This window comes from Rhodococcus sp. NPDC056506, from assembly GCF_042794945.1.
Lineage (GTDB): Bacteria > Actinomycetota > Actinomycetes > Mycobacteriales > Mycobacteriaceae > Rhodococcus_F.
This window is the reverse complement of the sequence record NZ_JBHTSW010000006.1, coordinates 75,820-89,069: the sequence shown is the minus strand read 5'-3', so window position 1 is coordinate 89,069 and position 13,250 is coordinate 75,820. Positions and strand designations below refer to the sequence as shown.

Annotated in this window: 13 protein-coding genes; 2 read left to right on the top strand and 11 right to left on the bottom strand. The window is 63.4% G+C overall.

Annotated features, from left to right (window positions below):
• Positions 1-9: 9 nt before the first annotated feature.
• The 4 genes from ACFQ6H_RS08135 to ACFQ6H_RS08120 form a co-directional block, all read right to left on the bottom strand.
• Positions 10-1,314, bottom strand: coding sequence for a hemolysin family protein (locus ACFQ6H_RS08135; protein WP_378447894.1), 1,305 nt, complete (start codon positions 1,312-1,314; stop codon positions 10-12).
• A gap of 21 nt (positions 1,315-1,335) precedes the next feature.
• Positions 1,336-1,878 (bottom strand): rRNA maturation RNase YbeY, encoded by a 543-nt coding sequence (gene ybeY / locus ACFQ6H_RS08130; RefSeq protein ID WP_003944525.1) that lies wholly within the window; start codon positions 1,876-1,878, stop codon positions 1,336-1,338.
• A 48-nt stretch (positions 1,879-1,926) separates the two neighbouring features.
• On the bottom strand, positions 1,927-3,015 hold the full coding sequence (locus tag ACFQ6H_RS08125; RefSeq protein ID WP_003944580.1) for a PhoH family protein: 1,089 nt from the start codon (positions 3,013-3,015) through the stop codon (positions 1,927-1,929).
• A gap of 112 nt (positions 3,016-3,127) precedes the next feature.
• Entirely contained in the window at positions 3,128-3,823 is a 696-nt protein-coding gene (locus ACFQ6H_RS08120) for a TetR/AcrR family transcriptional regulator (protein WP_118602585.1), read from the bottom strand.
• Between the two features lie 128 nt (positions 3,824-3,951).
• Here ACFQ6H_RS08120 and ACFQ6H_RS08115 point away from each other — a divergent pair, with 128 nt between their 5' ends.
• Positions 3,952-5,556 (top strand): MFS transporter, encoded by a 1,605-nt coding sequence (locus tag ACFQ6H_RS08115; RefSeq protein ID WP_378645254.1) that lies wholly within the window; start codon positions 3,952-3,954, stop codon positions 5,554-5,556.
• On the opposite strand, the gene ACFQ6H_RS08110 is transcribed toward ACFQ6H_RS08115, so the two are convergent.
• The 5 genes from ACFQ6H_RS08110 to hrcA form a co-directional block, all read right to left on the bottom strand.
• The gene (locus ACFQ6H_RS08110) at positions 5,548-6,324 is read right to left on the bottom strand and encodes an alpha/beta hydrolase family protein (protein WP_378546813.1); all 777 of its coding nucleotides are present in this window, start codon (positions 6,322-6,324) and stop codon (positions 5,548-5,550) included. The two genes, ACFQ6H_RS08115 and ACFQ6H_RS08110, sit on opposite strands and share 9 nt — an antisense overlap.
• A 16-nt stretch (positions 6,325-6,340) precedes the next feature.
• Positions 6,341-7,579: an Ig-like domain-containing protein gene (locus ACFQ6H_RS08105; protein ID WP_378645251.1), complete on the bottom strand. Its 1,239-nt coding sequence runs from the start codon at positions 7,577-7,579 to the stop codon at positions 6,341-6,343.
• Positions 7,580-7,702: 123 nt separating this feature from the next.
• Complete coding sequence (locus tag ACFQ6H_RS08100) at positions 7,703-8,464, bottom strand: 16S rRNA (uracil(1498)-N(3))-methyltransferase (protein ID WP_378645249.1); 762 nt, start codon at positions 8,462-8,464, stop codon at positions 7,703-7,705.
• Between the two features lie 2 nt (positions 8,465-8,466).
• Positions 8,467-9,618, bottom strand: coding sequence for a molecular chaperone DnaJ (gene dnaJ, locus ACFQ6H_RS08095; RefSeq protein ID WP_378645246.1), 1,152 nt, complete (start codon positions 9,616-9,618; stop codon positions 8,467-8,469).
• A gap of 80 nt (positions 9,619-9,698) precedes the next feature.
• Complete coding sequence (gene hrcA / locus ACFQ6H_RS08090; protein ID WP_003944583.1) at positions 9,699-10,742, bottom strand: heat-inducible transcriptional repressor HrcA; 1,044 nt, start codon at positions 10,740-10,742, stop codon at positions 9,699-9,701.
• Between the two features lie 157 nt (positions 10,743-10,899).
• Between hrcA and ACFQ6H_RS08085 the strand changes: the two genes are divergently transcribed.
• A complete protein-coding gene (locus ACFQ6H_RS08085) occupies positions 10,900-11,223 on the top strand; it encodes a type II toxin-antitoxin system VapB family antitoxin (RefSeq protein ID WP_003944521.1) in 324 nt (107 codons plus the stop codon).
• A 32-nt stretch (positions 11,224-11,255) separates the two neighbouring features.
• Here the strand turns inward: ACFQ6H_RS08085 and ACFQ6H_RS08080 are convergent, their stop codons facing one another.
• Together ACFQ6H_RS08080 and hemW are read right to left on the bottom strand one after the other, a co-directional pair.
• Positions 11,256-11,876, bottom strand: coding sequence for a hypothetical protein (locus ACFQ6H_RS08080; RefSeq protein WP_378645243.1), 621 nt, complete (start codon positions 11,874-11,876; stop codon positions 11,256-11,258).
• 35 nt (positions 11,877-11,911) lie between these two features.
• Positions 11,912-13,138 carry a radical SAM family heme chaperone HemW gene (hemW, locus tag ACFQ6H_RS08075; RefSeq protein WP_378645240.1) on the bottom strand — a complete coding sequence of 409 codons (1,227 nt, stop codon included), beginning with the start codon at positions 13,136-13,138 and terminating at the stop codon, positions 11,912-11,914.
• Between the last annotated feature and the right edge of the window lie 112 nt (positions 13,139-13,250).

Genomic DNA, 13,250 nt, shown 5'->3' with positions numbered 1-13,250 from the left:
AACACTCGCTCAGTCATCGGTGTCTTCTGTCTCTTCGTCTTCGGACCGCGGGATGCGCTGCACGAACACCGTGCTGATGCGTACCCGTCCCCGGCCCGTATTGGTTCCCTCGCCGCGCAGGATCAAACCGTCGTACTCCACTTCGGAACCGGGAAGTGGAACACGGCCGAGTACGTATCCGATCAGCCCGCCGACGGTTTCGACCTCGTCGAGTTCGAGTTCGAGATCGAACAATTCACCGAGGTCTTCGATCGGGAGCCTTGCGGATACGCGGAACATTCCGTCACCGAGATCCTCGATCGGCGGCGTCTCGTCCTCGTCGTATTCGTCGGCGATCTCACCGACGATTTCCTCGATGACGTCCTCGATCGTGACAAGCCCGGCGATTCCGCCGTACTCGTCGACGAGGATCGCCATGTGGTTACGGTCGCGCTGCATCTCGGCCAGCAAGCTGTCGAGCGGCTTCGAGTCGGGAACGAACACTGCGGGCCGCATGACGTCGCAGACGTTGACGTTTCGTCCACCGTCAGGCAGGTGGTAGGTCTGCTTGACCAGATCCTTGAGATAGACGACTCCGAGCACGTCGTCGACGTTCTCCCCGATGACCGGCAAGCGCGAGTGACCACTCCGGACTGCCAACGACGTTGCCTGCCCGGCATTCTTGTCGTTCTCGATCCACACCATGTCGGTGCGGGGCACCATCACCTCGCGCGCCGACGTGTCTCCGAGCTCGAAGACGGACTGGATCATTCGGCGTTCTTCGTCGGCCACTACGCCGCGTTCCTGCGCCATGTCCACGAGTTCGCGCAACTCGATTTCCGAAGCGAACGGACCGTTGCGGAAGCCCTTACCCGGGGTCAAGGCGTTACCGACGAGGATCAGGACGCGACTGATCGGCCCGAGCAGAACACCGATCCAGAGCAGTGGCAGAGACGCTGCCATCGCGATCGAGTACGCATGTTGGCGCCCAAGCGTTCTCGGTCCGACGCCGATGACCACGTACGAGACGAGGACCATGATCACCGCGGTGACGGTCAGCGCCCAGCCCAACGAGAGGACGTCGATCAGGCCGCCCACGAGTACGACGGTGGCCGTGATCTCGCACAAAATGCGAAGCAGGACCATCAGATTCACGTATCGCGGACGATCGGTCAGGATGCGTTGCACTCGCGCCGCACCGGCTCGCTCTTCCTTCGCCATCTCGTCGATGCGCGCCGACGAAATGGTGTTGAGCGCCGAGTCGACGGCCGCGAAGACACCACCGACCGGGACAAGAGCAATCGCCAGAACAAAGAGCGCTATGGCGCTACTCACTACAGAACCCCCGGATAACTGTTATCGGTCCACTCCGTCGACGAAACCCGTCTTACCGAGCAGCTTCTGATCACGTTCGGCCAGCGCTGCTTCGCGGTCGATACGGCGAAGGTCTTCGTACCACTCTTCGAGGAGGCTGTTCTGCAAGCCGAACATCTCCTTCTCCTCTTCCGGCTCCGCGTGGTCGTAGCCGAGGAGGTGCAACACACCGTGAACGGTCAGGAGTGCCAATTCGTGAGCCAGTGAATGCCCGGCCTTGTCGGCCTGATCCGCAGCAAAAGACGGACACAACACGATGTCGCCGAGCATCGACGGCCCAGGCTCGGGGGAATCGGGACGGCCACCCGGCTCGAGTTCGTCCATCGGGAACGACATGACGTCGGTCGGGCCCGGCAGGTCCATCCAGCGAACGTGCAGATCCGCCATCGTCGCGGAGTCGACGAGAACCATCGACAGCTCGGCCGCCGGATGGACATCCATCCGAGCGATCACGAAACGGGCAACGCTGATCAACTCCGGTTCGGAGATGTCCATGCCCGATTCGTTCGAGACCTCGATGCTCATGTGCGACGCTCTTTCCTGGGAAAAGTAGGGGTTGATGCGTCGCTCAGCCTACCGTCGCGGTGAATGAGCATGTGCAGCGCGGCGCTGCGCACGGTTTCCGACCGCCAACTCGCCGGACCGATCCGATTCGTGACGCTCGTAAGCGTCGACGATGTGGGAGACCAGCCGATGACGTACGACGTCGCTGCTGTCGAGAGTGGCGAAATGAATATCGTCGATCCCGGTGAGGATTTCGGATGCCGCACGCAGACCCGAGCGGGCTCCGCCCGGCAGATCGACCTGGGTCACGTCTCCGGTGACCACGATCTTGGAACCGAACCCGAGACGGGTCAGGAACATCTTCATCTGCTCGGCCGTGGTGTTCTGCGCTTCGTCCAAGATGATGAAGGCGTCGTTGAGCGTGCGGCCACGCATGTAGGCGAGCGGAGCGACCTCGATGACCCCGGCCTGCATCAACTTCGGAATCGCCTCGGGATCCATCATGTCGTGCAATGCGTCGTGCAGCGGGCGCAGGTACGGATCGATCTTCTCGTGCAACGTGCCGGGCAGAAAGCCCAGTCGCTCGCCGGCCTCGACTGCCGGCCTGGTCAAGATGATCCGAGAGACCTGCTTGGCCTGCAACGCCTGAACGGCCTTGGCCATGGCGAGGTAGGTCTTGCCAGTACCGGCCGGGCCGACTCCGAACACGATGGTGTTCTCGTCGATGGCGTCGACGTAGCGTTTCTGGTTGAGGGTCTTCGGCCGAATCGTCTTGCCCCGACGCGAAAGAATGTCGAGGGAGAGCACCTCGGCCGGAGACTCGCCGACCTCGTTGGTGAGCATGCCGATGGTTCGTCGAACAGCGTCCGGAGCAATGGGCTGCCCCCGACCGGCCAGCGACGCCAACTCACTGAACACACGTTCTGCCAGCGCCACGTCTGCAGCCGTCCCCGACAAGGAGATGGTTCCGCCACGTACATGAATGTCGGCACGAAGCTCACGTTCGATCGCGGTGAGATTCTCGTCCGTCGCCCCCAGGATTTGACGCACGGTCTCCGGCGCCAGATCCATACTCGAACGGACGGTGCGCTCTGCGGGCAGAGCGCGCTCGGTGATGGTGGTTACACGGTTCCCGTCGAGTTCACTGTGTTCACTCACGTGGTGAATATGGCCTGCTTTCTGGTCCGATCAGCCCACTCGACTCGTGAGCCTCGATACTTCGAAGTCTAGCGCCAGAGTCGGACACGGCCCACTTGTTAATCGTCGCGGCTCAATCCTCGCGGCGACCGGGCGGCAGCGATTCGCGGATCCATTCCGACGCTTCGGCGACGATCTCGGAGCTTCTGTCCGGACTGATACCCGCGATGACCAGGCACACGGCGGCAAAGGATTCGCCCGAGTCCGTGATGAGCCCACTGTTGGCCTGATCGAACAAAGTGATCGTGATCGCCTCGGTCATCGCTACCAGAGTCTCGGCCGGCAGGTATTTCGAGAAGGTTCCGTCACGCTGACCGCGCTCGACGACGCTGATACTCACGGCGCGCGCGGGCTCCATCAGATCGAGAATCCGCTGCTCCCCCAACTCTTTGCGAGCAAAGCTGAGCAGCATCCGGAAGCGATCACCGACCGGCCATGACAGCAATGCCAGTACGGCAGTCGCCAGATCCGGGCGCTCGGGCGGCTCGCCGGCTTGGCTCAGCGCAGCTACGAGATCGGTCGACGCCTCGTCCACGATGCCGTTGATCAGGGCCTCACGGCTGTCGAAATGCGCGTAGACGGTTCGCCTGACCACACCGGCGGCCTTTGCGACGTCGTCCATGCTCGCATCCGGATCAGCAGCGAACGCCGTGATGGCCGCCTCGATGATGCGATTGCGATTGGCCGCGGCCTGACTACGACGCTGCCGTCCGCCCGATTCGGCAGTTCCCGAAACGACTGTGCCCGAATGCGTCAACGCGCGTTCCACCTCTTTCGACTGCCCAACTGTGATCTAGGTCAATCATAGTTGCACATCGGTGTGCAAGTTATTAACTTACACATCAGTGTGCAAATAGATCGAGGAGTCTCTTCGATCATCAGGAACGGAGTCGCGCCATGACGACACTCATGAGCAAACCTGTCTCGGAAATGGACCGGCCGTACTCACGGCGATGGGCCGCCCTGGGGGTGTTGTGCCTGAGCCTGCTGATCGTCGTGATGGCCAACACCGCGCTGATCGTCGCTGCTCCGGACATGACCAGAGACCTCGGCCTCACCAGCACTCAACTCCAATGGGTCATCGACGGCTACACCGTCCCCTACGCCGCATTGATGCTGCTGTTCGGCGTGATCGGTGACAAGTACAGTCGCCGCGGCGCACTTCTCGCCGGACTCGCCGTGTTCGCCGGCGGCGCCGTCTTCGGCAGCATCGCGGACACCACCAACGCCGTCATCGCGGCACGAATGATCATGGGCGTCGGCGCCGCGATCATCATGCCCGCGACGCTCTCCCTTCTGGTCGCTACCTTTCCCAAAGCGGAGCGATCACGCGCCATCGCGGCGTGGGCGGCGACATCGGGTCTCGCGATTGCACTCGGTCCGCTGTTGGCCGGATGGATTCTCGACAGTCATTCCTGGAGCATCACTTTCCTGATCAACGTCCCGATCGCCGCAGTCGCTGCCGTCGCCGCCGTAATTCTGGTGCCGCCGAGCAAGGCCGAGCACCTGGGCCGGATCGACTGGATCGGCGGCGCACTCTCGGTGGTCACCATCGGCTCGCTCGTGTACTCGATCATCAACGGATTCCACTTCGGGTGGACCGGCGGACCCATCGGTGCCGCCGTACTCGCTGCGATCGGCCTCGTCTCGTTCGTCGTCTGGGAACTGCGTCACCCGCAGCCACTGCTCGACGTCCGTAAGCTCGGCCAGCGAATGGTCGGCGGCGCGACGCTCGCCGTACTTCTGCTGTTCCTGGCCGCCTTCGGCGCCATCTACTTCATCTCACAGCAGTTCCAGTTCATCCTCGGCTACGGCGCACTCGAAACCGGTGTTCGTTTGCTGCCCTTGGCAATTGCCGTTTCGATCGGCGCCGTTGTCAGTGGGCGGATCACTCCGCTGATCGGCGTCCGGGCATCCATCGTCGGCGGCATGGTGGTTGCCGCGATCGGCGTTCTGATTCTCACGCAGGTCGACGGCGATTCGGGCTACTGGATGTTCGCAGTCCCACTGATCCTGCTCGGCCTGGGCATCGGCCTCAGTGAACCGCCGGCCACCGACGCCATCATGGACAACTTCTCCGAGGACGATCTCGGCGCTGCGGGTGGCCTCAACGACACCGCCATCGAACTCGGCGGCTCGCTGGGAATCGCGATCCTCGGCTCGATCCTCGCTGCGAGCTACAAGGATTCGATTGCCGGATTCATCAATGGCATGCAGGTTCCGCAGTTGACGGGCGAACTTGCGCAACAGGCCGCGTACGCGATGGAGGTGTCGGGCGAATCCGTCGGCGGCGCTTCGTTGGTCGCCGAAGAGATGGCAGGCAACCCGTTGGCTGCAGCTCAGGCACAGCCGTTGCTCGAGGCGGCCGGCAGTGCCTATGCCGACGCGATTTCGGCGGCCAGTTGGGCGGGCGGGCTTGCATTGTTCGTGGGCGCAGTTGTCGTCGCGTTCATCCTGCCGGGCAAGAAAGCCACTGTGCAAGAAGGCCCCGCGTCAGTCTGACGTGATCGGAGCCAGCGGGTCTTCGGCGAGAACCAACTCGCGGGAGACCCGCCAGGACTCGGTCGAGGGTGAAAGAAAGGCATCATGTCCTTCGCCCTCGATCACACGCAGCGCCACGGGATCACCAGCCGCTTCGGCAGCTTGTGCATACCGGGAGCTCACCTTGGCCGGCACCTGCAGATCCTGCGCACCCGTGACGCACACAACGGGAACGCCGATCGGCAGTCGATGCTGCGGCGACGCACTGCGATACAGATCCGGGTCCGCGTCGAACGGAACGCCGAACAGATCCTCGATGAAACTGATCCGTCGTCCACGCTCGCCTGCCGACGCCAGATCGAGTGCGGCAGCCTGGGCAACGACCCGTTCGGGTCGGGTGAACGTGTCTTTCTCCCCCGCCAGCCACACGGCGAGATGTCCGCCGGCCGAATGCCCGAGCAGGCGTACCTGATTCAGATCGAATTCGGCCGAAGACTTCGCGGCAACCAGTCCGGGGATCTCGTCGTACGCGGCTTTCACGTCGGCGGACATCTCCGGCCAACGACCGCCCGCCCCGAGACGGCGGTATTCGATGTTCCACACCGCGACGCCGTGCCGCGCGAGTTCGACGGCAAACGCGGTGCCCAGAGTCAATCCGTACTGCCCGCTCCAGAAGCCGCCGTGGATCTGCATGACGATCGGGATCGGGCCGTCAGCGGCTCCGTCGGGAACGTAGAGATGCCCGAACTGCTGCTCGTGTGGACCGTAAGGAATCTTGAATCGAGGCACCGGAGGAAATCTTTTCTCAGGCGAGGGCGCTGCCTGCGGCCCAGTCGGCCCACGAGAGCGTCCAGTCGCCGTTCTGCCAGACCTCCAGCGGAGCGCCGCCGGTGTTCTTGATCTCGACGACGTCTCCTGGCTGCGAGAAATCGAAGAACCATTTGGCGTTGGCCGCACTGAGATTGAGGCAACCGTGCGAGGTATCGGTGTTTCCCTGCGCCCAGACGGTGCTCTCCAACTCGTGAAGATAGATGCCGTCGGTGCTGATGCGGGTGGCCCAGTTGATGGATTCCTTGTACCCGAGGCGCGAGTTGATCGGCAGGCCGTAGGTCGACGAATCCATGATCACGGGATTGGCCTTGTCCATGACGGTGTACGTGCCGGGCTGGGTCCAGAACGAGAGCGTCGTGCCGCCGATCGTCTCGGTGCCGCCCATTCCCATCGAGGTCGGCATTTCCTTGATCACCTGACCGTTTTCGTAGACCGTCACCATCTTGGTGTTGTCGTCGGCGACCGAGACGTGAGAGTCACCGATCTTGAAGGACACGGTGTCGTCCTGCTGGCCGTACAGACCGTTGCCCAACTGCTTGCCGTAGATGTTCGCGTTCACAGACACCGTCGTGCCTGGTGCGTAGTAATTCTGCGGACGCCAGTGAACGTTCTGACCGTCGACCCAGTACCACGATCCCTGTACGGGCGGATTGGTTGTGACCAGCAGAGACTTCTCGGCCGCAGCCTTGTCACCGATCAACTCGTCGAAATGGACGGCAACGACCGTGCCGACGCCGTACGTGCCACCGTCCGAGATCGAGGCGCCGCCGGTGGTATTGATGTACGCACGGGTCTGATTACTCGGCGCGACAGTGGTCAGCGTCGTGTTCTTGGTCGTGGCAACACCATTCGCGTCGACGGCGTCGACGATCAACTTGTAGGTCTTGCCGTACCCGAGCGGTTCGCTCGGCTTCCAGGACGTCTTGTCCGGGGTCGTGATGCCGGCGACTTCCTTACCTTCGGGATTGGTCAGCGCGACGGTCGTCAGCGTTCCCTTCGCGACCTGGACTTCGATGGGATCGAGCGGACTCACCGGGGTTCCGCCGTCCGCCGGTGTGACGGTGACGAGCGCCTCGCTGGTCGGTGTGGTGGTGACGGCACTGCTGGAGGAACCCGCGTTGTCTCCGGTGGAGACTGTGCACCCCGCGACCAGGATCATCGCCGCCGCGGCACACACCGCTCCAACGATTCGCATATGCGCACGTGACAACATCTGGCCTCCTGAAATCCCCGAACCAACTCACGCCGAAGGCGACCCCCGACGTCCTTACGATAGTGCGCAAATCTGACACTTCGCTGAGCGCCGGATCCAATTCAGCTCGGGATCACAGCAAGATCAGTGCAGTGGTCGCGGTCCCCAGCGATCGGTCAGCACTCCGATTGCGCCCAGAGCGACGGCTCCGGCGGTCGACGTACGCAGGACCGTCGGGCCGAGAAGCACCGGAGTGGCCCCGGCCTCCGACAACGCACTGATCTCCGAATCGTCCAGTCCACCCTCGGGACCGACAACCAGAAAGACCTCGTCCGCGCTCGCCAGCGGCAAGCCGGCCAACGGCGTCGTCGCCGATTCGTGAAGCACCGCAACCACAGCGCCGCGGGCAACGGCGTCGCGAACCAACCTGATCACCGCCGCCGTCTTGTGCAGCTCCGAAATCTCCGGGACGAATGCGCGCCGAGATTGCTTCGCCGCAGACACGGCGGCACTTCTCCAGCGTGCGACGCCCTTGGCGAGCTTCGGTCCCTCCCACTTGGCCACACACCGCAGGGACTGCCACGGAATCACCGCGTCGATCCCCGCCTCAGTCGCCAGTTCGACTGCCAACTCGGAACGCTCGGCCTTGGGAAGTGCCTGAACAAGTGTCACCAGCGGCTTGGGCTGCTGCAGAACCTGGACGTCACCGACCAACAGTTCCAGGCGATCCTTGCCGACGCTCGTCACCTCGGCATCGGCTACCCGGCCACGACCGTCGGCCAGAACCAAACGCTCGCCGACGCCGATCCGACGGACGGTCGCCGCGTGGCGACCCTCCTGCCCGTCCAGAACCGCGATTTCACCGACACCGGGAACCGGGTCGAGAAAGAAGACCGTTGCGGCCACCGTCAGCGGCCGCTGAATGCTTCGCGAAGACGCGAGAACAATCCACCGCTGTTCTGCGAGTTGGTCGAGACAACTTCGGCCTCGTCACGATCGCGGAGCAGCTTGAATTCCTTGAGCAGCTTGGACTGCTTGTGATCGAGACGGCTCGGGATGACCACTTCGAGGTGAGCGTGGACGTCGCCGCGCACTCCCGACCGCAGCTTCGGCATGCCGTGACCACGAAGAACAGCAACGTGCCCGGGCTGGGTGCCTGGCTCGATGGTGATTTCCTTGGGGCCGTCGATGATGGTGTCGACGGTGACAGCCGTACCGAGCGCTGCGTCGACCATCGGAACGCGGATCGTGCAGTGCAGGTCTTCACCGTCTCGAACGAAGACGTCGTGCTGCTGCTCGACGATCTCGACGTAGAGGTCGCCGGGGTGTCCGCCGCCGGGGCCCACTTCACCCTGCGCGGTCAAACGGATGCGCATGCCACCGGCGACGCCCGCGGGAACCTTCACGGTGATGTCACGCTTGGCCCGAACTCGGCCGTCGCCGCCACACTTGTGGCAGGGATCCGGGATGGTCTCACCGGCACCGCGGCACGTCGGGCAGGGACGCGAAGTCATGACCTGGCCGAGGAACGAACGCTGGATGGACTGAACTTCACCGGCACCGTTGCAGGTCTCGCAGCGCACCGGCTTGGAGTCGCCGTTGGTTCCGGCACCGGTGCAGCTGTCGCACAGGATCGCCGTCTCGACGGTCACGTGCTTGCTGACTCCCGTCGCACATTCTGCGAGGGTGAGCTTGGTGCGAAGCAACGAGTCGGCTCCGGGCTGAACTCGACCGCGCGGGCCACGTCCTGCGCCGCCACCGCCGCCGAAGAATGCTTCGAAGACGTCGCCGAGGCCGCCGCCACCGAAGCCACCACCGAAGCCACCACCTCCGCCGCCACCGGACTCGAGCGGGTCTCCGCCGAGATCGACGATGCGACGCTTCTCGGGGTCGGTCAGGACCTCGTAGGCCGTCGAGATCTCCTTGAACTTGGCCTGCGCCGCCTCGTCAGGGTTGACGTCCGGGTGCAGTTCGCGTGCCAGCTTGCGGTAAGCGCGCTTGAGCTCCTGGTCTGTCGCGTTCTTGTCGACGCCGAGCAATCCGTAGTAATCCCGTGCCACGTTGAGTCTCTCGTCCTTCTCTTACTTCTAGGTTTTCCTCAGTCCTCGCGAGGAGGTGTGTCGACGAATGTCGACGTCCGTCATCGCTCGGAGAGAACTTCGCCGATGTATCTGGCAACGGCGGCAACCGATGCAATTGTTCCCGGATAGTCCATCCGAGTGGGTCCGAGCACACCGACACCACCGAAAACGGTACCGGCCGCGCCGTAGCCAGTCGAAATCACGGAGGTTCCGCGCATCTGTTCGACCTGCGTCTCTTCACCGATCTGAACGGTGACCGTGCCGGAATTCTGCGTCGCAGCGAGCAGCTTCAGGACCACTACCTGCTCTTCCAGTGCCTCGAGCACTGCGCGCAGCGATCCGGGAAAGCCGGCCAGACCGGAGAAATCGGCGGCGTTGCGCGTGAGGTTGGAGGTTCCGCCCAAGACAAGGCGATCTTCCGGATGCTCGACCAGGGTCTCGACCAGAACGGTTGCCGACCGGATCACGGCGTCGCGCAGGTCGGCCGGAGATTCGTCGGCCAGTTCCGCCACGGCAATCGACGCGGCGGCCAGGCGCTTGCCTTCCAGTGCTCCGCCGAGAAGCGTGCGCAACCGGGACAAATCCTCGTCTTCGAGAACGTCCCCGAGTTCGACGATTCGTTGATCGACGCGGCCGGAATCGGTGATGAGAACGAGGAGCAGACGCGCGGGCGTCAGCGCGACCACCTCGAGGTGGCGAACCGACGAAGCGGACAGCGACGGGTACTGGACAACCGCGACCTGACGGGTCAGTTGCGCGAGCAGTCGCACACCTCGACGCAGGACGTCGTCGAGGTCGACGCCTGATTCCAAGAACTCGAGGATCGCTCGACGCTCCGGCCCGGACATGGGCTTGACGTCGGCGATGCGATCGACGAACTCGCGGTATCCCTTGTCGGTGGGGACGCGCCCGGAACTGGTGTGCGGTTGGGCGATGTAGCCCTCGGCCTCGAGGAATGCCATGTCGTTGCGCACAGTGGCGCTCGACACTCCGAGGTTGTGACGCTCGACCAGTGCCTTGGATCCCACCGGGTCCTGGGTGGAGACGTAATCGGCCACGATTGCACGTAAGACCTCGAAACGCCTGTCGTCGGTACTCGACATCGTTGCCACCTCCGTTTCCTGAACAGAACGAACACCGACATTTACACATCGGTTCCCACTGGCAGTCTAATCGCCCGAGCGCCAGAGACGGCTGTTGCCCTTACTGTGGAGTGAGATCGGTGAACGGCCGATCGCACAACCACGGACAAGGCGGCACATGATCTTCAAAGGCGTGATGGACGGCAAACCGTATCCCGATCACGGACTGTCTCTACGCGACTGGTCGAAGTTCCCTCCACGTCAGGTTCGACTCGACGAGATCGTGACCACCACGAAGGTCCTCGAACTCGATCGCCTGCTGTCGGAGGACTCGACCTTCTACGGCGATCTCTTCCCTCACGCAGTGCAGTGGCGCGGCACGCTCTACCTCGAGGACGGCTTGCACCGAGCGGTTCGCTCCGCCCTGCGAAACCGCGTCGTACTGCACGCGCGTGTCTTCGACTTCGACGCAATGCCCGGTGTCATCGAGGGCGTCCGCTGACGCCCGGTGTCATCGAGGGCGTCCGCTGACGCTCAGGCGATAGTCACGAGCAGCGCAGGAGTCGTTTGCCCCGGCCAGGTTCCGGTGAGCGTTTCCGAGTCCGAGACTCGATCTGCGTCGATCACTCTCGCCACAGTCAGTTCCAGGCCTCCCGCGCGGATGATCGTGTCGGTGCCGACTGTCGAGCAGGTCACCGATTCGACGACCGGTACCGACGCCCCGGCCTTACCGCTGCCCGTGACGTGCGCGGTCACCGGAATGTGATCGCCCGAATCCGCGAAGACCAATTCGACCCCGGTACCGCCGGTGAGAATCGCGGTCGCCAACGCGGTCACGTGAACCGGATCACAGCACGCGTCGTACACCCACCGCTCGCCCAGCACCGAATGATCCATGGTTGCGATCAGTGCAGCGTCCGCCCCGGCCAGCGGAGCACCACGGTAGGTGAGCGGGACCTGAAGAATTCGACCGTCTGCCGAGCGGAGCAGGTGCGTCTCGATTCCGACCTCACCGTCCGGGTCGTCGAAACGATAGGCGTCGACGCGTTCGAGCGTCGAACAGTCGACGGCGCCGAGCCACGGTTGCTTGGGTACCCACGCTCGGAGCAAGTCGTTCTTGGACGGATTCAACTGCGCACGATGAATGATGGCCACCACGGCCACATTACGCGGCGAAGGATGGTGGCGCGTCAGGTCAGGATCGTGCGAATCACCGCATCGGCGAGCAGCCGACCACGGTCGGTCAGAACCACGTGATCTTTCTCGATCACAGCCAACCCGTCGACGACCACCTGTTCGGCCGAAACCCGTTCGGATGCAGACAGTTCCGAGAGCGGAAGCCCGGTACGCAAGCGTGCGGTCAACATGACGCGCTCCATGTGTTCGTCCTCGGCCGTCAGTTCTTCACTGCCGCCGACGGGAAGTTCACCGAGCGCCAACTGTTCCGCGTACCGCGCCGGGTGTTTGACGTTCCACCACCGCACTCCACCGACGTGACTGTGCGCGCCCGGTCCGGCACCCCACCAGTCACCGCCGTCCCAGTACCCGAGGTTGTGTCGGCAACGGGTGTCACCGGAGTCCACGGTTTCCGCTTTTGCCCAATTGGAGACCTCGTACCAGTGCAAACCCGCTTCGGCCAGGCGTGAATCGATTCGTTCGTATCGTGAGGCCAGCACGTCGTCGTCCGGGGCCGGCAACTCGCCGCGCCTGACCTTGCGAGCCATCGCGGTGCCGTCCTCGACGATCAGCGCGTAGGCCGAGACATGGTCGACGTCGGCGGAGAGAACCGCATCGAGTGAGGCGTCGAGATCCTGGTCGCGCTCCCCCGGCGTTCCGTAGATCAAATCCAAGTTCACGTGCGAAAAACCAGCTGCGCGAGCCTCTTTCGCGGCAGCGACGGCGCGGCCAGGAGTGTGCGTGCGGTCGAGGATCTTCAGAACGTGCTGAGCCGCGGACTGCATGCCGAGGGAAATCCGAGTGAATCCGGCACTACGGAGAGCACCGAAGAATTCCGGCGAGGTCGATTCGGGGTTCGATTCCGTGGTCACCTCCGCGCCCGATGCCAAGCCGAAACTGCTGCACACCGCCGACAGCACGTCGGACAGTCCGTCGCCGCCGAGCAGCGACGGCGTTCCGCCACCAACGAACACCGTGTCCGCCGCCGGGGCGCCCGTCATCTCGGCTGCGAGATCGAGTTCGCGCCGCAGACCTTCCAACCACGACTGCGGCGACGCCGAGGTTCCGAGTTCACCGGCCGTGTAGGTGTTGAAATCGCAGTACCCACACCTGGTGGCACAGAACGGGACGTGGATGTAGATCCCGAACGGCCGTTTCCCGACACCCTCGAGCGATCGCGCGGGCAAGGCGAAGGGTGTCGCCTCGCTCTGTCGAGTGGGAGTCGTACTGGTGGCATTCACGACTCCAGTGTCCCAGCATCCGGAATGCACACCTATCCAGCCCGCGATGCAGGTCGGCACGTGGCTTGAACTCGATATTTCCCCCATTTTTCGTGGAAATATGTCCCCGAGT